At 71.2% G+C, this 16,073-nt stretch carries 23 protein-coding genes, 1 tRNA gene and 1 pseudogene; 10 read left to right on the top strand and 15 right to left on the bottom strand.

Annotated elements, in window-relative coordinates:
- Positions 1 to 92: 92 nt before the first annotated feature.
- Both MTDSW087_RS06265 and MTDSW087_RS06260 read right to left on the bottom strand, forming a co-directional pair.
- Positions 93 to 656: a sigma-70 family RNA polymerase sigma factor gene (locus MTDSW087_RS06265; RefSeq protein ID WP_186383749.1), complete on the bottom strand. Its 564-nt coding sequence runs from the start codon at positions 654 to 656 to the stop codon at positions 93 to 95.
- A complete protein-coding gene (locus MTDSW087_RS06260; protein ID WP_144761674.1) occupies positions 653 to 874 on the bottom strand; it encodes a NepR family anti-sigma factor in 222 nt (73 codons plus the stop codon). Before MTDSW087_RS06260 ends, MTDSW087_RS06265 begins: the two co-directional genes overlap by 4 nt.
- 564 nt (positions 875 to 1,438) lie before the next feature.
- Between MTDSW087_RS06260 and MTDSW087_RS06255 the strand changes: the two genes are divergently transcribed.
- A complete protein-coding gene (locus tag MTDSW087_RS06255; protein ID WP_144761649.1) occupies positions 1,439 to 1,783 on the top strand; it encodes a hypothetical protein in 345 nt (114 codons plus the stop codon).
- 5 nt (positions 1,784 to 1,788) lie between these two features.
- On the opposite strand, the gene MTDSW087_RS06250 is transcribed toward MTDSW087_RS06255, so the two are convergent.
- From MTDSW087_RS06250 to MTDSW087_RS06230, 6 genes and pseudogenes are all read right to left on the bottom strand, one after another.
- The gene (locus tag MTDSW087_RS06250) at positions 1,789 to 1,968 is read right to left on the bottom strand and encodes a hypothetical protein (protein WP_144761646.1); all 180 of its coding nucleotides are present in this window, start codon (positions 1,966 to 1,968) and stop codon (positions 1,789 to 1,791) included.
- 97 nt (positions 1,969 to 2,065) lie between these two features.
- The gene (locus MTDSW087_RS30000) at positions 2,066 to 2,242 is read right to left on the bottom strand and encodes a hypothetical protein (RefSeq protein ID WP_186383748.1); all 177 of its coding nucleotides are present in this window, start codon (positions 2,240 to 2,242) and stop codon (positions 2,066 to 2,068) included.
- Between the two features lie 106 nt (positions 2,243 to 2,348).
- The gene (locus MTDSW087_RS06245) at positions 2,349 to 2,603 is read right to left on the bottom strand and encodes a PilZ domain-containing protein (protein WP_342353832.1); all 255 of its coding nucleotides are present in this window, start codon (positions 2,601 to 2,603) and stop codon (positions 2,349 to 2,351) included.
- A 20-nt stretch (positions 2,604 to 2,623) separates the two neighbouring features.
- Positions 2,624 to 2,875 carry a PilZ domain-containing protein gene (locus MTDSW087_RS06240; protein WP_144761640.1) on the bottom strand — a complete coding sequence of 84 codons (252 nt, stop codon included), beginning with the start codon at positions 2,873 to 2,875 and terminating at the stop codon, positions 2,624 to 2,626.
- Between the two features lie 238 nt (positions 2,876 to 3,113).
- Positions 3,114 to 3,188 (bottom strand) — tRNA-Thr (locus MTDSW087_RS06235).
- A gap of 72 nt (positions 3,189 to 3,260) precedes the next feature.
- Positions 3,261 to 4,150, bottom strand: a pseudogene (locus MTDSW087_RS06230) (LysR family transcriptional regulator).
- Between the two features lie 129 nt (positions 4,151 to 4,279).
- Here MTDSW087_RS06230 and MTDSW087_RS06225 point away from each other — a divergent pair.
- Both MTDSW087_RS06225 and MTDSW087_RS06220 read left to right on the top strand, forming a co-directional pair.
- Complete coding sequence (locus MTDSW087_RS06225; protein ID WP_144761637.1) at positions 4,280 to 4,891, top strand: glutathione S-transferase family protein; 612 nt, start codon at positions 4,280 to 4,282, stop codon at positions 4,889 to 4,891.
- A gap of 23 nt (positions 4,892 to 4,914) precedes the next feature.
- Positions 4,915 to 5,940, top strand: coding sequence for a pyridoxamine 5'-phosphate oxidase family protein (locus tag MTDSW087_RS06220; RefSeq protein ID WP_144761634.1), 1,026 nt, complete (start codon positions 4,915 to 4,917; stop codon positions 5,938 to 5,940).
- A gap of 25 nt (positions 5,941 to 5,965) precedes the next feature.
- Here MTDSW087_RS06220 and MTDSW087_RS06215 read toward each other — a convergent pair whose 3' ends face one another.
- Positions 5,966 to 7,183 carry a GGDEF domain-containing protein gene (locus tag MTDSW087_RS06215; protein ID WP_144761631.1) on the bottom strand — a complete coding sequence of 406 codons (1,218 nt, stop codon included), beginning with the start codon at positions 7,181 to 7,183 and terminating at the stop codon, positions 5,966 to 5,968.
- Positions 7,184 to 7,379: 196 nt separating this feature from the next.
- Here MTDSW087_RS06215 and MTDSW087_RS06210 point away from each other — a divergent pair, with 196 nt between their 5' ends.
- Positions 7,380 to 8,381, top strand: a complete 1,002-nt coding sequence (locus MTDSW087_RS06210; RefSeq protein WP_144761628.1) for an asparaginase — start codon at positions 7,380 to 7,382, stop codon at positions 8,379 to 8,381.
- A 128-nt stretch (positions 8,382 to 8,509) separates the two neighbouring features.
- On the opposite strand, the gene MTDSW087_RS06205 is transcribed toward MTDSW087_RS06210, so the two are convergent.
- The 3 genes from MTDSW087_RS06205 to MTDSW087_RS06195 all read right to left on the bottom strand — a co-directional run bounded on the left by MTDSW087_RS06205 (position 8,510) and on the right by MTDSW087_RS06195 (position 10,111).
- On the bottom strand, positions 8,510 to 8,821 hold the full coding sequence (locus MTDSW087_RS06205) for a hypothetical protein (protein ID WP_144761625.1): 312 nt from the start codon (positions 8,819 to 8,821) through the stop codon (positions 8,510 to 8,512).
- Positions 8,822 to 8,863: 42 nt separating this feature from the next.
- Positions 8,864 to 9,052, bottom strand: coding sequence for a hypothetical protein (locus MTDSW087_RS06200; protein WP_144761622.1), 189 nt, complete (start codon positions 9,050 to 9,052; stop codon positions 8,864 to 8,866).
- A 90-nt stretch (positions 9,053 to 9,142) separates the two neighbouring features.
- Entirely contained in the window at positions 9,143 to 10,111 is a 969-nt protein-coding gene (locus MTDSW087_RS06195; RefSeq protein ID WP_144761619.1) for a TAXI family TRAP transporter solute-binding subunit, read from the bottom strand.
- A 72-nt stretch (positions 10,112 to 10,183) separates the two neighbouring features.
- On the opposite strand from MTDSW087_RS06195, the gene MTDSW087_RS06190 reads away from it, so the two are divergent.
- Positions 10,184 to 10,465, top strand: a complete 282-nt coding sequence (locus tag MTDSW087_RS06190; RefSeq protein ID WP_238179537.1) for a hypothetical protein — start codon at positions 10,184 to 10,186, stop codon at positions 10,463 to 10,465.
- 8 nt (positions 10,466 to 10,473) lie between these two features.
- Here the strand turns inward: MTDSW087_RS06190 and MTDSW087_RS06185 are convergent, their stop codons facing one another.
- A complete protein-coding gene (locus MTDSW087_RS06185; RefSeq protein ID WP_186383747.1) occupies positions 10,474 to 10,860 on the bottom strand; it encodes a hypothetical protein in 387 nt (128 codons plus the stop codon).
- Positions 10,861 to 11,078: 218 nt separating this feature from the next.
- On the opposite strand from MTDSW087_RS06185, the gene MTDSW087_RS06180 reads away from it, so the two are divergent.
- On the top strand, positions 11,079 to 11,261 hold the full coding sequence (locus MTDSW087_RS06180; RefSeq protein WP_144761616.1) for a hypothetical protein: 183 nt from the start codon (positions 11,079 to 11,081) through the stop codon (positions 11,259 to 11,261).
- Between the two features lie 54 nt (positions 11,262 to 11,315).
- Entirely contained in the window at positions 11,316 to 11,558 is a 243-nt protein-coding gene (locus MTDSW087_RS06175; RefSeq protein ID WP_144761613.1) for a hypothetical protein, read from the top strand.
- A gap of 58 nt (positions 11,559 to 11,616) precedes the next feature.
- Here MTDSW087_RS06175 and MTDSW087_RS06170 read toward each other — a convergent pair whose 3' ends face one another.
- Both MTDSW087_RS06170 and MTDSW087_RS06165 read right to left on the bottom strand, forming a co-directional pair.
- On the bottom strand, positions 11,617 to 12,078 hold the full coding sequence (locus tag MTDSW087_RS06170; protein ID WP_144761607.1) for an RNase A-like domain-containing protein: 462 nt from the start codon (positions 12,076 to 12,078) through the stop codon (positions 11,617 to 11,619).
- 208 nt (positions 12,079 to 12,286) lie between these two features.
- Positions 12,287 to 14,680 (bottom strand): transketolase, encoded by a 2,394-nt coding sequence (locus MTDSW087_RS06165; protein ID WP_144761604.1) that lies wholly within the window; start codon positions 14,678 to 14,680, stop codon positions 12,287 to 12,289.
- Between the two features lie 106 nt (positions 14,681 to 14,786).
- On the opposite strand from MTDSW087_RS06165, the gene MTDSW087_RS06160 reads away from it, so the two are divergent.
- From MTDSW087_RS06160 to MTDSW087_RS06150, 3 genes are read left to right on the top strand one after another with little or no spacing between them, the layout of a single operon-like run.
- Positions 14,787 to 15,272 carry an Lrp/AsnC family transcriptional regulator gene (locus MTDSW087_RS06160; protein ID WP_144761601.1) on the top strand — a complete coding sequence of 162 codons (486 nt, stop codon included), beginning with the start codon at positions 14,787 to 14,789 and terminating at the stop codon, positions 15,270 to 15,272.
- Positions 15,273 to 15,280: 8 nt separating this feature from the next.
- Complete coding sequence (locus MTDSW087_RS06155) at positions 15,281 to 15,562, top strand: hypothetical protein (protein WP_144761599.1); 282 nt, start codon at positions 15,281 to 15,283, stop codon at positions 15,560 to 15,562.
- A 44-nt stretch (positions 15,563 to 15,606) separates the two neighbouring features.
- Positions 15,607 to 15,999: a phage holin family protein gene (locus MTDSW087_RS06150; RefSeq protein WP_238179158.1), complete on the top strand. Its 393-nt coding sequence runs from the start codon at positions 15,607 to 15,609 to the stop codon at positions 15,997 to 15,999.
- Positions 16,000 to 16,073 lie beyond the last annotated feature (74 nt).

Raw genomic sequence — 16,073 nt, 5'->3', positions numbered from 1 at the left:
ATTCGCCCGGCTGCGGGTCCGTGTGAATATTTCACACAAATCGGTTAAGAACCGCTTTCCGAACCCCGGCTTCCGGCCGCTCGCCGCCCCGCTCAGCTGCCGAGGGCCGCGCGGGTGATGGCGTCGGCGCCGATATCGCCCGCGCCCTCCATGCCAAGTTCCGCGATCAGGCGCAGGCGCGCGCGGCTGACGCGGCTCTTGATGGTGCCGACCGCGACGCCGCAGATCTCGGCGGCCTCCTCGTAGGTGAAGCTCTGCGCGCCGACGAGGACGAGGGCCTCGCGCTGCGCCGGCGGCAGCCGGTCGAGGGCGGTGCGGAACGCTTCCATCTCCGCGTGGATCTCCTGCTCGGGCAGGCTGGTGAGCCGCCCGGCGAGGCTGCCATCGGCATCCTCCACCTCGCGCCGGCGCTTGCGCAGCTCGGAATAGAACAGGTTGCGCAGGATGGTGAACAGCCAGGCGGTGAGGTTGGTGCCGCGCCGGAAGCTGTCCGCCTTGGTCCAGGCGCGCACCAGCGTGTCCTGCACGAGGTCGTCGCTGCGGTCGAGGTCGTAGGTCAGCGAGAAGGCGAAGGCCCGGAGCGCGGGAATCGCGCCGAGCAGCAGGTCGCGCATCTCGGCATCGACCGGGGACAGGGTGGTCGGAGCGCAGGTCATCGCGGACCCTCCAGGCGTGCGGCGAGGTCGGCGACGAGGGCCTCCAGGGCAGCCGGAACGGGCTGCGTCAGGGCCTCGGCGTAGAGCAGGCGCAGACCCCGGGCGATCCGGTCCCGCGCGGCGGGATCGAGCCTGCGGGCTCGTCGGGCGGTGGGTGTCGGCACGGGCTCGGCGATGTCGGACGCCGCATGCGTGACCGCCTTCGGGTCGTGGGTCATGCGCTGGCCTCGAAAGGTCTTTCGATGCGGCCGCCGGCCGGATGGCCGGATCGCGCGCCCGCCGCTTCGGGGAGGCCGCTCGGGCGGCCGGCCGGTATGCGTGGCCCATCGACTCTGGGCCGCTTGCTAGGAGGAACGGATTTAATGCGGTCTGAAAGGCGTATTCATCCCGGCTTAATACGATCATTCCAGGCGCGCATTGCCACCTTGTAACCGAATGCCAAGCTTGTTCTTCAGCTCAAGCTTCGCCGTCGAACGGGATGAAGGTGCGAAGCCTGGATTCGGTCCGGAGAACAGGCGCGATACCGCGAAGATCCTGCGGGACGGTCCGCGATCGACGGCGTGATCTGTGGTGCCGGCGGAGGTGGAACGGCGGCTGCATATGCCGTTCGTCTTTCAGATGTACGACCGCGCAGGCCAGCCGAAGGGCCCCGCTAGTTCGTGCGACTTCATCCCGGCAGCCAATGCCGGGGCGAGCTTTCACGGCATCGACACACTGGAGCCTTCGACCCGCGCTGCGCTCGTCCTGAGTGCGGTGGGCTGCAACTGGCGGAGGGGCGGACTATGACGCGTCCAGCCATCAAGCCGCGCCTCGCCACCGAGAACGGTCGGCGCGTCGGCAAGACCACAAAGGCTCAGCGCCTTGCCGCGCACCCAGGAGCTGAGATCGCCCGGCTTATGCGCTCCTTCGCTCAGATCCGAGCCGAGATCGAGGAAGCGCAGCGCCGGTCCGACGAAGCGCTGAAGGTGCTAGAGGCTGTCTTTTTTGCAGCCGGAGGCAGCAAACCGGATCCGCTCATCGTCCGCGCTCTCGCTCGCGAGGCCCTGATCGAGTGCGGATACGCCATGTCGTTTCGGGGCATTCATCGCACAGTCGAGATGGCGGAGGAGGGCACGCTATGCGCCTGATCCGCTCAATGCTCCGTGCCAGGCATGTTCTGGCGCGGAGGCCCTCCGTGATCGTGGATGATGCTCGATCGCTCGGGGTCGCCCTTCTTTTGCGCCACCCGGATCCGCATCACCAGCGCGAAGGCCACGGCGATCACAAGTGTAATGAGCGCGAGGGTAATGATCAGCGAGCCACTTTCTGCCATAGGGTCGTCTCCTCGGTATTGAATTATCGAGGCAACGGGCGATGGATGATCGCGGTTCTACGCACCATTCATCAATTATGGCTGAGACGGCGGCATCTCAGTCCTTCGGCTTTTCAGGCTTCTCATCCTGCGGCCGCTCGGGATTATGCTCAGGCTTCGTCGTCGCACCTGGGCTGCCCTTCCCGGGATGGCCTTCCTGCTCATCGATGTTGCCGAGCGAGCCGCCTTCTCGCGACTTACTCGCGTCCGATCCAGGCTTCTCTGGTTTCCGCATCACATCCTCCGTCGAGAAGGATGAGCATTATAGTACGGACTACGCGATCCAGCAGTCATGCTGCCGGAGCATGTGGCAATATGGTGCAGGCGTGGGGCTCAGCGGCCTACCACGCGGCGATGCACGTCAGCCGTCCGCCGAGCGCGGCTTCGGATCGCCACGCCACCTCGCAGACGCCCGATCCGAAGCCGGGCGCATGCAGCAGGAACACGTCGGGCACGCCAACCGTCGTCGCCATGGTCAAGCGGACCCCGCTCTCCGACAGGTCGGTGACGGTGCACAGGATCATCGTGCGGCCATCGATGCTGATCACGCCAGCACCCGTGACCGCCGCACGCGGCTCACTACGTCGCTCCTCCATCTCAATTCAGCCAGCCCTCATTAAGTTGGGAAGCGTGTCAGGTGCGCGCCGATCGACTCCTCAGTTCGCCAAGCCACTTCACAGACGCCAGAGCCGAAGCACGGAGCGTCGAGCAGGAATGTCTCCGGCACGGCGTGGGTCGTCGGCATGGTGAGGCGGACCCCTGTTTCCGAGAGGTCGTAGACAATGCATGGGAGCGTCGTGTGCTCATCGACGGTGATGATGCCGCTCTCATCGATACGCACGCGTTCCGCGACACGACGCTCGAACATGTTTGCAAACTCGGGGCTGGGCCGATCGGTCGAGATTGAATGCAAAATCCGAAGATCGTGTGCGTGAGGTCGCTCAAATTCGAGCGATCCCCGTCCTGGCCTCAGGTGTCCCGGCTTGCATGCGGTCACGGTGGTAGGCTGGCAGACGAAATGGCTCAGCCGTTACCCTCACTGTTACCCCAGCGAGTCTACCGTTAAACCGTTTTCTCAAAAAAATGGCTTAAGTCTTTGATTTAAATGGTGCCGGCGGAGGGGATCGAACCCCCGACCTTCGGTTTACAAAACCGCTGCACTACCGCTGTGCTACACCGGCGCCCGCCTCGCTAGCTAGCAGCCGGGGAACGGGCGTTCAAGCAGCGGGCCTTCTCGGGCAAACGTGCGCCGCTCAGTCGATCAGCGGATCCGCGCGCAGCCGCGCCACCGCGAAGTCGACGAAGGAGCGCACCTTCGCCGAGGCGCCGCGCCCCTCGACATGGACGACGTGGATCGGCAGCGGCGCCGGCTCGTAATCCGCCAGCACCACCTGCAGGCGCCCGTCCCGCAGGGCGTCGGCGACCTGGTAGGACAGGACGCCGGTGAGGCCCCAGCCCTCGGTGGCGGCGGCGATCGCGGCCTCGTTGACGTTGCTGGTGAGCCGCGGCTTCAGCGGCACCACAATGCGGCCGTCCAGGCCGAAGCGCCATTCCACCGTCTCGGCCTGGGCCACGGCGACGATCCGATGCCGGGCGAGGTCGGCGGGCGTGCGCGGCGCGCCGTACGCGGCGATGTAGGCCGGCGCGGCGCAGACCACCCGGCGCACGCTGCCGCAGCGGATCGCGGTGAGGCCGGAATCGGCGAGCGGCCTGATCCGCACGGCGACGTCGATCCCCTCCTCGACGATGTTCACCACCCGGTCGAGGAAGAGCGCCCGCCCCTCGACGGCCGGGTGGTCCGCGAGATAGGCGGTCAGGAGCGGCAGCACGTAGATGCGGCCGAACAGGACGGGCGCCGTCACGATCAGGCTGCCGGTGGGCCTCGCATAGGCACCCGAGGCCGCGGCCTCCGCCTCCGCGAGGTCGGCGAGGATGCGCCGGCAATCCTCCAGGTAGCGGCCGCCGCTCTCGGTCAGCTTCACGATGCGCGTGGTGCGGGTGAGGAGGCGGGCCCCGAGCGCGGCCTCCAGCCCCGCCACCGCCCGGGTGATGGCAGGCGGGCTGAGGCTCAGCCGCCGCGCAGCCTCGGCCCGCCTGTCTCGGCGACCTTCACGAAGATCCGCATGGCCTGGAGCCGGTCCATCGCGCCGCCACCGTTCCGGAAAATGGAATAGTCCCTTGCGGACTATGGCGCTTATCCCCGGCCGGCGGAATGGCCATTCTTCACCGCGGCGGATCTGCCGGTCCGCCGGACATTGCCGGGAGACCGATCGTGAAGCTCTACCACCACCCGCTCTCGGGCCACGCCCACCGCGCCCACCTGTTCCTGTCGCTGGCGGGCGTGCCGCACGACCTCGTCGAGGTCGATCTCGCCGCCCGCGCGCACAAGGCGCCGGACTTCCTCGCGCTGAACCCCTTCGGGCAGGTGCCGGTCCTCGTCGACGGCGACGTGGTCGTGCCGGATTCGATCGCCATCATGGTCTACGCCGCCCGCAAGTTCGGGAAGCGCGACTGGTTCCCCGAGGATCCGGTGGAGGCGGCCGCGGTGCAGCGCTGGCTCTCGGTCTCGACGGGCGAGATCTACAACGGCCCCTGCGCGGCGCGGCTGGTCACGCTGTTCGGCTACGACCTCGACCCCGCCCTCGCGATCAAGCGGGCCCACGCCATCCTCGGGCAGATGGAGGCGCATCTCGCCGGGCGCGACTGGATCGCGACCGGGCGCCCGACCGCGGCCGATGCCGCGCTCTACAGCTACGTCTCGGCCGCGCCCGAGGGCAATGTCGACCTGGCCCCCTATCCCACGGTGCGGGCGTGGCTCGCCCGGGTCGAGGGCCTGCCCGGCTTCGTGCCCTTCCGGAAGAGCGCGGTCGGCCTCTCGGCCTGACCCACGGACAGAGGAGACCGGCCATGGACGATCCCGGCCGCATCGACACGGAGGTCCGCCCGACGGACCTCGCCACCGACTTCGTACCGGCGGACTTCCCCTGGCACGCGGGCGAGCGCGCCCTGCAGCGCAGCGCCGGGCTGGCGGAGCGCCTCGCCGAGATCGGCCCCCGCGTCATCCGCGACCACATGATCGAGCAGCACCGGGCGTTCTACCCGCTCCTGCCCTTCGTCGCGGCGGGCGCTGTCGACCCCTCGGGCGCGGTCTGGGCGACGCTGATCGCCGGGCGGCCGGGCTTTCTCTCGGCGTCCGATCCCGTGACGCTCGCGGTCTCGGCCGCGCGCGACCCCGGCGACCCGGCCGATGCCGGGCTGGAGGACGGGGCCGCCATCGGCCTCCTCGGGATCGAACTGCACACGCGGCGCCGGAACCGGCTCAACGGCATCCTGCGCCGCAAGGGCGCCGACGGCTTCACCGTCTCCGTGCGGGAGAGCTTCGGCAATTGCCCGCGCTACATCCGGCTGCGGAGCTTCCGCACCGTGCGCGACCCGGCCGAGCGCCCGGCCGCGCCGCCCGAACGTCTCGACGGGCTCGATGCGCGGGCGCGGGCGGCGATCGCGGCGGCCGAGACCCTGTTCGTGGCCTCCGCCGTCTCGGGGCCGGACGGCGCCCGGGTCGACGTCTCCCATCGCGGCGGGCGGCCGGGCTTCGTCCGGGTCGAGGCGGACGGCACGCTGACGATCCCGGATTTTGCCGGCAACGGCTTCTTCAACACCCTCGGCAACATCCGCGCGAACCCGAAGGCGGGCATCGCCTTCGTCGACTTCGCCAGCGGCGACCTGCTCCAGCTCTCGGGCGAGGCGGAGGTGGTGCTCGACGATCCCGCCATCGCCGCCTTCGCGGGCGCGGAGCGGCTGCTCCGGTTCCGACCGCGGCAGATCGTGCGCCGCCCGGACGCGCTGCCCCTGCGCTGGGATTCGCCCGAGGACGGGGCATCGCCGCATCTCGCGCGGACGGGCGACTGGGAGAGCGCCCGCCGCTCCGCCTGAGCGCTGGATCCGAATGAAGCCGGCGTCAGGCCGCGATGGGGCCGCGCCCGCCCTGGCCCTGGGCGGGTTGCGGCTCGACGCGGTTCCGCCCGAGCCCCTTGGCCGCGTAGAGGGCGTCGTCCGCGCGCTTGAGCAGGGCGGCCGGTCCCGTCTCCACCGGACCGGGCTGGATGGCGGCGACGCCCACGCTCACCGTGAGGATCGCCGACGGCCTGAGGCCCGGATGGGGCACAGCGAGGTCGGCGACCGCCCGGCGCGCCGCCTCGGCGATCCCGCTGCCGGCATCGAGGGCGGTGCACGGCAGCAGGGCCGCGAATTCCTCGCCGCCGTAGCGGGCGACGAGCCCGCCGGAGGCGCTGACGGAGGCGGTCAGGGCCGTGGCGATCTGGCGGATGCAGCGGTCGCCCTCGGCATGGCCGGCCGTGTCGTTGAGCAGCTTGAAATGGTCGATGTCGAACAGGGCCACGCAGAGCCAGTCGCCGCGCTTGCCCGCATCCGCCCAGGCCTCGGCGAGGCCGCGGTCGAACAGGCGGCGATTGGGCACGCCCGTGAGCGGATCGGTCTCCGAGAGGGTGGCGAGCCGCGCATTCGCCCGGGCGAGTTCCGCGGCCTGCTCCCGCTCGCGCAGGCCGAGGAGGAAGCTGCGCTTCGCCTCCCATTCCCGCGAATAGGCGAGCTTGATCGGGACCAGGGTCAGGCTCGCGACGAGGAGCGGGACCCCGTTGGCGCCCAGGCCGGCGAAGCCGAGGCCGATCACCCCCGTCGCGTAGATCAGGAAGGCCGAGCCGCAGAACCACAGGCTGTGCCGGAAGGGCAGCGGCGCGATCATGCCGACCACGAGCGGCACCAGGGCGGCGAGGATCAGGTAGGTGTTGGTGTGCTCAGGGGGCGCCAGCCGGGCGCTGTTGAGCACGACCAGCATGTCGACGAGGGCGGTGGCGAGCGCCGCAAGCGTCAGGCGCAGATGCGAGGGCCGGCCGCGCAGGGCGAGGATGGAGCCGAGCGCCACGGGCACGAAGACGCCGAGCGTCGCGATCAGGGGGATGTGGACCCGCTCCGGCCCGAAGGCGTCGAGATCGGTCTTCAGCGAGAGGATGTTGAACAGGATGAAGATCGCGAGCCAGGACTGCACGAAGCGTCCGCTCGTCGGAGCCGTCTCGATCAGGTAGCGCGCTTCGAGGTCCTTCGGCAGGGCGAGCTGATGCCAGGGTCGGTCGAGGCTGCGTTCGATACTGGCCTGCATCGTGTCGAGGCACCGTCCTGCACGTCGCGCGATTCTAGCCCGCGCGCTGTTATGCAACACTTAAGCTTGCCAAGGGGCGCGCGTAAGGCCCGGCGCAGGACGGTCATGCCCGGTTGATCCGTCCCCGCTTTGGGAGGACAAGCGCGGCCGGCGGACGGGATCCGCGCCGCGCCGACTCCAACCCGGGACCGATTGCATGACGAACCGACCGAAGCTGGCCTTCATCGGCACGGGCGGCACGATCTCCTCCCTCGGGCGCGATTCCCTGGACATCCTCGACTACACGGCCACCGGCGAGCGGCTCTCGGCGGAGGGCATCCTGGCGCGGGTGCCGGAGACCGAGCGCGTCGGCGAGATCGTCGCCGTGCCCTTCCGGACGGTGACGAGCCCCGGGATCGGCTTCGCCGACTGGCGCGAGCTCGTCCGGCTCTGCGAGGGGCTCGTCGCGGCGCATCCCGATCTCGCCGGCATCGTGATCGGCCACGGCACCGCCACCCTGGAGGAGACGGCCTACGCCCTCGGCCTGACGCTGACGGTCGCGTGCCCGGTGGTGCTCGTCGGCTCGCAGCGCCCGATGAGCGCGCTCTCGAGCGATGCGGGCCTGAACCTCGTGGCGGCCCTGCGCGTGGCGGCGGCCCCCGCATCCCGCGGGCGCGGCGTGCTCGTGGTGCTCAACGACGAGATCCACGCGGCCCGCGAGGTGACCAAGACCTCGGTGGCGCGGCTGCAGACCTTCCGCACCCCGGATTTCGGCGCGCTCGGCCATGTCGACGGGGATCACGTGCGCTACTACCGGCGGCCCGAGCGGCGCCACGCCCCCGGCACCCCCTTCGACATCCGGACGCTCGACCGGCTGCCGCGGGTCGACGTGTCCTATGCCTATGCCGATGCGGACGGCACGGCGGTGCGGGCCTTCGTGGCGGCGGGCGCGCAGGGCATCGTCTCGGCGGGGCTCGCGCCCGGCATGACGCCCCCGGCCGAGGCCGAGGCGCTGGCCGAGGCGGTGAAGGCGGGCGTCCTCGTGGTGCAGTCGACCCGCGCCGGCAGCGGCGTCGTGCCGGAGACGACGCGGCTCGCCGAGATCGGCATCCTCAGCGCCGACAACCTCACGCCGCAGAAGGCGCGCATCCTGCTGGCGCTGGCGCTCACCACCACCCGCGACCCGGCCGAGATCGCTGCGCTCTTCGCGACCTACTGAGCGCGAAGATCCCGGGTTTCCAAAGGCCTCAGGCCTTTGGCGGGTCCAGGGCAGAGCCCTGGTCATCGAAGATCGGGGCTCCGCCCCGATACCCCGCCAAAGGGACTTGTCCCTTTGGGATCCCGGTTTCAGGCGATCCCCGGCGCGTCCTGCTCGGCGACGAGTTCCAGGGTGCGCAGCACCGCCATGCCGACCATCTCGGCATCGATGCGGCCCGCGGGCGTCGCCGGCATCACGGCCACGGCCTCCACCGTGTCGCCGGGGCAGGGCCCGACCACGACCTTGAAGGACGGCCCTTCCGGCCCGTCCTCGTCCTCGATCAGGCCGACGAGGAAGGCGCCGGCCTGACCCAGCATCCGCAGCGCGTGCTCGTCCTCGTGGGCGGGCGGCTGCGGCTCGGGCGCCTTGCGGCCGAAATTCGGGCGGATGACGTTGTCCATGCGGCACTCTGTACGCGAAACGGGCGACGGCTTCATGCCGCCCTATCGCGCCTGGGCCCAGGATGCGGCCGAAGATGCGGCTGAGGTCATCGCGCCGGCCGGATCGTCCTCGCCGCCATCGGCCACCTGGTCCTCTTGCGGCTCCATCCAGTCGAAGGCGCAGGCGACGGCCATCACGGCGGTGGCGATCGAGAGGTAGAGCAGGGCGGCGATCAGGCTCCGCTGCAGCAAATCCCTGGTCAGGGTCCGGGCTCCGTTCGGTTGGGGTTCGAGACTCTCCCATCGATCCTGGGCGAGGACATGGCAGCGGCGCATCACGTCTCAGCGCGGGGCCGCGCCCGCCTCGCGCAGGAAGGCGGCGGTGGCCGGGTGGAGCCAGGCGGCCGGCACGGCCTCGACGAGGTTGCGCGGATCGCTGCCCGCGCCCAGCACGAAGCGCCGGGCGAGGCCGGCCTTGCCGCGGTCGATCGCCCGGAGGAGCCGCGCGACGGCCTCCGGGTCGAGGCCGGGCCGGGCCATGATGAAGCTCCACGAGCCCACCGTCTCGATCGGCTCGGCCTGTCCCGCGAACGTGTCCGCGGGCACGCGCATGCGCCGCAGGGAGGCGCTGAGCGCCAGGATCGCGTCGATCGCCCCGGGCTCCGGACCGAAGAAGCGGGCACCGCCGGGCTCGGCGGCCATCGTCCGGAAGCCCGGCCAGCCGACGCCGCCGCCCCAGAGCGCGGCGGCGCGGCCGTCGCGCAGCATTCCGGGCCCGTCGCCGGCCCGGTCGAGCAGGATCGGGTGGATGTCGTGCTCGGGGTCGAGGCCGGAGCCGCGCAGCACCGTCCGCCCCATCGCGGTGAGGCCGGAACTGTGCGTGCCGAGGGCGACCGGCCGGCCCTGCAGGTCGGCGATCCGCCGGACCGGGCTCGCGGCCGGAACGACGAACAGGCCCGGCGCCGCATCGATCGGCGCCACCACGGTCGGCAGCGCGGCCCGGTCGCCCTCCGCGGCGAGCGCCGCGTCGGCATACTCGCCCTGGACCAGCGCGAGGTCGAGCGCGCCCGCCTTCAGGAGGTCGAGGTTCTCGGTGGAGCCCTTGGTCGGGCGAAGCTCCAGGGTGAGCGCCGGATCGACCTCCGCGACGGCCGCGGCGAGCGCCTCGCCATAGGCCGGGAAGCCGCCCCCGGGCGTCGCCGTCCCGAGCACCAAGCGCAAGCCTTCGGCGGCTCTCGCGGCCCCTGGCAGAAGGAGGATGGGAAGGAGGGGGGTCAGCGGGGCGGCCAGGAACGAGCGGCGTCTCAGCATGGCGGGTTGCGGCCTCTCCGATCCGTGTCCGATCTGCGCGCCACGGGGGCGGCGCGGAGCTGCGGGACCATCTTGCGCAACCCCCGGGGATTGGCCACCCTGCGGCTCATGCAGGATGGTTCCGTCCCCGAGCGCCCGCTCCCGGAATGCCTCACGCGCTTCCTCTCGGCGCCCTATGCCGGGCTCGACGCGTCGACGCCCGCCGACCTGCCGCGCCCTGCCCTCGCCCCGCGGATCGTCCCGCACGGGGCCACGCCGCCGAACCGGGCGCTGCGCGTGACCCTGCTCTGGGCCGCCCTCTACAACGCCATCGGCTTCGCCATCATCGTCGCGCTGTGGCTCGCCATGCCGTGAATGCGGCCTCAGTCGAGGCGCGGCGTCAGGCTTCCGGAGGTGCTCGACCGGCGGATCGGGTCGCGCCAGGGCGCCACGGCATGCGCGCGAGCGGGCCTGTGGCCCAGGCTGAAGCGCAGGGGTCGCTGGTGGCGCCAGTGATGGCGATGGTGGCGGCGGTGATGCCAGTGCCGGTGCCGCCGATGATGATGCCAGCGCCGGTGATGGTGGTGGCGGTGCCAGCGATGCCGGTGGTGGCGCCGCCAGTGCCGGCGGTAGCGCACCTCGACGAGGCTCGAATCCGGCACCGTCGCCAGCCCGGCCGCGGTCGTGACGGGGAGCGCGGAGGCGCCCTGCGGCGCGGCGAGGAACAGGCTCCCGACGAAGGCGAGCGCGAGACAGAGTTTCTTGATCACACGGACATCCCCAGCCGCCGCGGCATCCCAGCGCGCCGCCGCTCGCGCGAAACGCCGGGGAGCGCCGTTGGGTTGCCGGAACCGGACGGGCGGCTGCGTGCAACGGCCACGGCGCAAGCCTCGTCCAAGCCAGGCCGGGCATCCTGCACGGCGGAGCGGCCGAGCGCGCGGCCGTGCGAGGCTCGTCCATGGCACGCATGTCCCCGAGAGCGGTCCCCGTGGGGATCCCGACCTCCCTCGCCGTCGCCCTCGGCTCGGCGCTCACCCTCGGCGCCGCGGTCTCGGCCGTCCCCGAAGGCTGGTGGGCGCCCGCGCCGGCACCGGTGCTGCTCCAGCCGCGCCCGGCCGGGCCGCAGGTCGACGCGACCGGGAACCGCTACCGCACCCGGGCCGACTGGTAGAGGCGGACGCGGCGTCCCGGCGACACCGGCGCCCGCCTGTGCGAAGAGACCCGCATGATCCGCATCGTGAAGCACGTCATCGTCGAGACCGGCGCGGAGAGCGACCGGCATCTGGAGCAGGTCGAGGCGGCGATCCGCGCCCGCTTCCCCGAGGCGACCACGGAGGTCGTGCAGGGCCTTCTGGACGAGGACCGCGTCGTCGAGGCGCGCCTGCCCCTGCGCCAGCTCGCCGAATGGCGGGCGGAGCGCCCGCGCCTCGTCCGGACGGATGGGGATGTGGACTCGGAGGCGCTCTAAGTCTTTGTTTTGACGCGTTCTCGTCGCCGAACCGGCGGCCACTTCGGCTGAGAGCGCTCTAGGTATTGCCCGGTATGGGCGTTTCCCGCAGCTCATTCGGCGGCCGGGGATAGAAGGTCTTCACGTAGAACAGGTCGCCCGTCTGCTCGGCCGTGCGGAAGACCACCAGCGTCATGTGGTTCACGTAGTATTCGCGCACGCCGCCGCCGAGCGCGAACCGGACCTTGAACGCCTCATCGACGCGGATGTCGGGGAAATCGGCCTTCCCGTTCCGGTTCAGCGTGCTGATGAGCTTGTCGGTGTTCTTGAACGCCTGCGACGCGGCCCGGGCGGCGTCGCGCTCGTAGGTGAAGGTGGAGATATACTGGATTCCCCCGTCCCGCGCGCCGTCGCCGGCGCGGAGCCGCTGCATCAGCTGGTCGTTCGAGAGGCCGATATGCCGGGTGCAGGGATGCCCGCCATGGTTCTCGGATTCCCGCATCAGGAAGAGGGCTTTCGCCGGGGTGATGGTGTAGCCCATGCGGCGCCTGGATCGATTCGCGGTCGGTGGTCCGGCCGCGAACTATGCAGGTCTTCGCGGCCGGTGGGCAACGGCGAAGGATAGCAGCGCGATCGGCGGTCTCATACGACATCCGGGTGATGCCTTCGAGATGGCGGATGTCGCCTTCGCTCAGGCGCCGCGCGGGCTTGGCCGAGACCGCGTCCGGTCCGATCAACCGGACGCGGTCTCAGGCGAGCCGGAGATGGCGGATGCGCCGTCCCGGGGCGATGGCCTGGGCCGCCGCGACGATGCCCTGCGCGTCGATGCCGAAATGCCGGTAGAGGTCGGCGATCGTGCCGGTCTGGCCGAAGCGCGAGACACCGAGCGCCCGCGTGCGGTGCCCGTGCACGGAGCCGAGCCAGCCGAGCGTCGCCGGGTGCCCGTCGAGCACGGTGACGAGGCCGCAGGCGGTGGGCACCGCGTCGAGCAGGCGCTCGACATGGCTCTCGGCCTCCGGGTTCCCGCCCTCGCGCAAGCCCTGCGCGGCGTTCCAGCCGGCCTGGAGCCGGTCGGCCGAGGTGATCGCGAGGAGCCCGACATCGCGCCGGTCCTCGGCCATCAGCCCCACAGCCTCGATCGCCTCGGGCGCCACCGCGCCCTGATAGGCGACCACCACCTCCGCGTTCGGGCCGGGCCTGCGCAGCCAGTAGGCGCCCGCGACCATGTCGGCGGCGAGATCCGCGTCGATCACGCGCGAGGGCTGCTCCAGGCTGCGGGTCGAGAGCCGGAAATAGGTCGAGCCGCCGGCGGCGTCGGGCAGGCAGGTCACGGGGTCGGGCTCGGGGGCGCCGTGCGCCTGCATATGCGCGAAGGCGAAGCGCATCAGCACGGCGAGCTCGTCCACGAAGGCCGGCTCGAAGGCGGACAATCCGTCCTGCCCCATGCCGATCAGCGGCGTCTTGATCGACTGGTGCGCGCCGCCCTCCGGCGCCAGCGTCACGCCGGCCGGCGTCGCCACGAGGAGGAAGCGGGCATCCTGGTAGCAGGCGTAGTTCAGGGCATCGAGCCCGCGCTCGATGAAGGGGTCGTAGAGCGTGCCGACCGGCAGCAGGCGCTCGCCGAAGATCGAATGCGAGAGCCCCAGCGCCGAGAGCGCGGTGAACAGGTTCGATTCGGCGATGCCGAGCTCGAGATGCTGGCCGCCCGGCGCGAAGGCCCAGTTGAAGGTCGAGGGAATCCGTTCCTTGCGGAAGATGTCGGCCATCTCCTGCTTGGCGAAGAGGCCGCGCCGGTTCACCCAGGCACCGAGATTGGTCGAGACGGTCACGTCCGGCGAGGTCGTGACGATGCGGCGGGCCAGCTCGTCGTCGGCCTTGGCGATCTCGTGCATGATCAGGCCGAAGCCGGCCTGGGTTGAGAGACTCGCCTGCTTCGGGGCGGCGAGGCGCTCCGGCACCGGCACGGCGGGCGCCTCGTAGCGGCGGCGCCCCCTCTGGACGAAGGGCACGGCGGCGAGGAAGCGCTTCATCCCGGCGGCATCGACGTCGAGCCCCTCGAAGGGCTCCCATTCGTGTCCGGCCCGCACCCGCATGGCTTCCTGGAAGAGCGCGAGCTGGGCCGGGGTCATCAGGCCGGCATGGTTGTCCTTGTGGCCGGCGAGCGGCAGGCCGTGGCCCTTGATCGTGTAGGCGATGAAGCAGACCGGGCGATCATGGGCGCGGGCCGCCTCGAAGGCCTCGACCAGGGTCGGCAGGTCGTGCCCGCCGAGATTGCCCATCAGGGCCGCCAGCTCCTCGTCGGTGCGGCGGTCGATCAGCGCCGAGACGTCGCCCTGGTCGCCGAGCTCGTCCGTGAGCCGCCGCCGCCACGCGGCCCCGCCCTGGAAGGCGAGCGCCGAGTAGGTCTGGTTCGGGCAGGCCTCGATCCAGTCCTTGAGCTTGCCGCCGCCGGGCTCGGCGAAGGCCGCGCGCTGGAGCGAGCCGTGCCGGAGCACGACCACGTCCCAGCCGAAATTGCGGAACATCGTCTCGAACTTCGCCCAGAGCCCCTCGCGCACCACCGCGTCGAGGCTCTGGCGGTTGTAGTCGACCACCCACCACGTGTTGCGCAGGCCGTGCTTCCAGCCCTCCAGCAGGGCCTCGAAGATGTTGCCCTCGTCGAGCTCGGCGTCGCCGATCAGCGCCACCATCTTGCCCTCGGGCCGCGCCTGCCCCCAGCCCTTGGCGCGGACGTAGTCCTGCACCAGCGCCGAGAACAGCGTCTGCGCGACGCCGAGGCCGACCGAGCCCGTCGAGAAGTCGACGTCGTCCACGTCCTTGGTGCGCGACGGGTAGGATTGCGCCCCGCCATAGCCGCGGAAGGTCTCGAGCTTCTCGCGGGTCTGGTGGCCGAACAGGTATTGCAGGGCGTGGAAGATCGGGCTCGCATGGGGCTTCACCGCGACCCGGTCCTCGGGGCGCAGCACCGCGCCGTAGAGCGCCGTCATGATCGCGCAGAGCGAGGCCGAGGAGGCCTGGTGGCCACCCACCTTCAGCCCGTCCGCGGAATCCCGCAGATGGTTGGCGTTGTGGATGGTCCAGGTGGAGAGCCAGAGGGCCTTCCGCGCCAGGGCCGCGAGATAGGGCAGTCGGGAATCGCTCATGAGGGAACGATAGCACCGCCCGCCACGCGGAAATGCCCAAACTGCGTTGCAAAGCAGGCCTGTTTTGGCTCAGATCGCGCGTCCAAGCCTGGAGAAGACGCCATCCATGCCAAAACGCGCGCTCGACGCGATCGACCGCCGCATCCTCGCCGCGCTCCAGGAGGATGCGCGCCTGACCGTGCAGCAGCTCGCCGAGCGGGCGGGACTCTCGCCCTCCCCTTGCGCGCGCCGGGTCCGGCTGCTGGAGGAGGCCGGCATCATCACGGGCTACGTGGCGGTGCTCGATCAGGTCGCGGTCGGGCTGCCGGTCAGCGTGTTCGCCTCGATCAAGCTGGAGCGCCAGCGCGAGGAGGAGCTCGACCGCTTCGCCCAGGCCGTGGCGCGCTGGCCGGAGGTGGTCGATTGCTACCTGATGACCGGGCAGCGCGACTATCTCCTGCGCATCGTGGTGGAGGATCTGGAGGCCTACGAGCGCTTCCTGAAGGACAAGCTGACCCGGCTCGGCGGCGTCGCCTCGATCGAGTCGAGCTTCGCGCTCGGCCAGGTGAAGCGCTCCAACATCCTGCCGATCCCGCACGGGGCGGAGCGATGAGGGGGGCGATGAGAGGATACCGATCGATCCTCGCCGCACTCGGGCTGGTGCTCGGCACGGCGGCAGCCCTGGCCCAGGCCCCCGCCGCGCCCGCCGAGGAGCCCGGTGGCACCGTGTTCTTTCCCGGCATCCTGGTGCGCCCGAACGGCCGGCCGGCCCATCTCAACGAGGCCGCGCCGCAGGGAGGCGCGCCCGGGCAGGCGGAGCCGCCGGCCCCGGGCGCCGAACCGGACGAGGCGCAAGCCCCGCCCCCGCGGCGGCAGGAACGTCGGCGCCCGCCGCATCGTTGACGAGCGGCTTCCGCACCAGGCGGACCGTGAGGAGAGGCTTTGACGTGGCGAGGCAGGCGCGCGAACCCGAATCCATGCTCGCCCTCATGGTGGCGGCCCTGCGCGAGGCCGGGACCCTCGCCTCCCGCACCGTCGCCCTCGCCCGGGTGGAGATCGACGGCAACCTGCGCGCGCTGGTCGGCCTCGTCGCCGCCTGCGTCACGATCATGGTGCTCGTGATCTGCGCCTTCTTCGTCTTCCTCGCCGCGGCGGTGAAGCTCCTCGCCGCGCTGATCGGCTCGGAGGCCGTGGCCGCCCTGATCGTGGCGAGCCCGTTCCTGGCTCTCGCCCTGCTGCTCGGGGTGATCGGCGCCCGCCGGATGGCCCTGAAGAACCTGGAGCCGTGGCGCAGCCTGCGGCAGGCCAAGCTCGCCGCCGAGGGCCGCCACGCCCCCTGAGACCGCGTCCGGTTGATCAGACCGGAGGCGGTCTCGGCCAAGCCCGCGCGGCGCTCGAGCGAAGGCGACATCCG

Source organism: Methylobacterium dankookense (genome assembly GCF_902141855.1).
Taxonomy (GTDB): domain Bacteria; phylum Pseudomonadota; class Alphaproteobacteria; order Rhizobiales; family Beijerinckiaceae; genus Methylobacterium; species Methylobacterium dankookense.
Note: the sequence above shows the minus strand (reverse complement) of the source record. Positions and strands in the feature narration are given on the sequence as shown.

Bases quoted from the DNA above. Each gene is read 5' to 3' on its own strand.
- MTDSW087_RS06250 (WP_144761646.1), bottom strand. From the start codon at position 1,968: ATGGCAGAAAGTGGCTCGCTGATCATTACCCTCGCGCTCATTACACTT.
- MTDSW087_RS06255 (WP_144761649.1), top strand. From the start codon at position 1,439: ATGACGCGTCCAGCCATCAAGCCGCGCCTCGCCACCGAGAACGGTCGG.
- MTDSW087_RS06260 (WP_144761674.1), bottom strand. From the start codon at position 874: ATGACCCACGACCCGAAGGCGGTCACGCATGCGGCGTCCGACATCGCC.
- MTDSW087_RS06165 (WP_144761604.1), bottom strand. From the start codon at position 14,680: ATGAGCGATTCCCGACTGCCCTATCTCGCGGCCCTGGCGCGGAAGGCC.
- MTDSW087_RS06170 (WP_144761607.1), bottom strand. From the start codon at position 12,078: ATGGGCTACACCATCACCCCGGCGAAAGCCCTCTTCCTGATGCGGGAA.
- MTDSW087_RS06160 (WP_144761601.1), top strand. From the start codon at position 14,787: ATGCCAAAACGCGCGCTCGACGCGATCGACCGCCGCATCCTCGCCGCG.
- MTDSW087_RS06215 (WP_144761631.1), bottom strand. From the start codon at position 7,183: ATGCAGGCCAGTATCGAACGCAGCCTCGACCGACCCTGGCATCAGCTC.
- MTDSW087_RS06245 (WP_342353832.1), bottom strand. From the start codon at position 2,603: ATGGAGGAGCGACGTAGTGAGCCGCGTGCGGCGGTCACGGGTGCTGGC.
- MTDSW087_RS06265 (WP_186383749.1), bottom strand. From the start codon at position 656: ATGACCTGCGCTCCGACCACCCTGTCCCCGGTCGATGCCGAGATGCGC.
- MTDSW087_RS06175 (WP_144761613.1), top strand. From the start codon at position 11,316: ATGATCCGCATCGTGAAGCACGTCATCGTCGAGACCGGCGCGGAGAGC.
- MTDSW087_RS06205 (WP_144761625.1), bottom strand. From the start codon at position 8,821: ATGGACAACGTCATCCGCCCGAATTTCGGCCGCAAGGCGCCCGAGCCG.
- MTDSW087_RS06240 (WP_144761640.1), bottom strand. From the start codon at position 2,875: ATGTTCGAGCGTCGTGTCGCGGAACGCGTGCGTATCGATGAGAGCGGC.
- MTDSW087_RS30000 (WP_186383748.1), bottom strand. From the start codon at position 2,242: ATGCGGAAACCAGAGAAGCCTGGATCGGACGCGAGTAAGTCGCGAGAA.
- MTDSW087_RS06195 (WP_144761619.1), bottom strand. From the start codon at position 10,111: ATGCTGAGACGCCGCTCGTTCCTGGCCGCCCCGCTGACCCCCCTCCTT.
- MTDSW087_RS06220 (WP_144761634.1), top strand. From the start codon at position 4,915: ATGGACGATCCCGGCCGCATCGACACGGAGGTCCGCCCGACGGACCTC.
- MTDSW087_RS06210 (WP_144761628.1), top strand. From the start codon at position 7,380: ATGACGAACCGACCGAAGCTGGCCTTCATCGGCACGGGCGGCACGATC.
- MTDSW087_RS06155 (WP_144761599.1), top strand. From the start codon at position 15,281: ATGAGAGGATACCGATCGATCCTCGCCGCACTCGGGCTGGTGCTCGGC.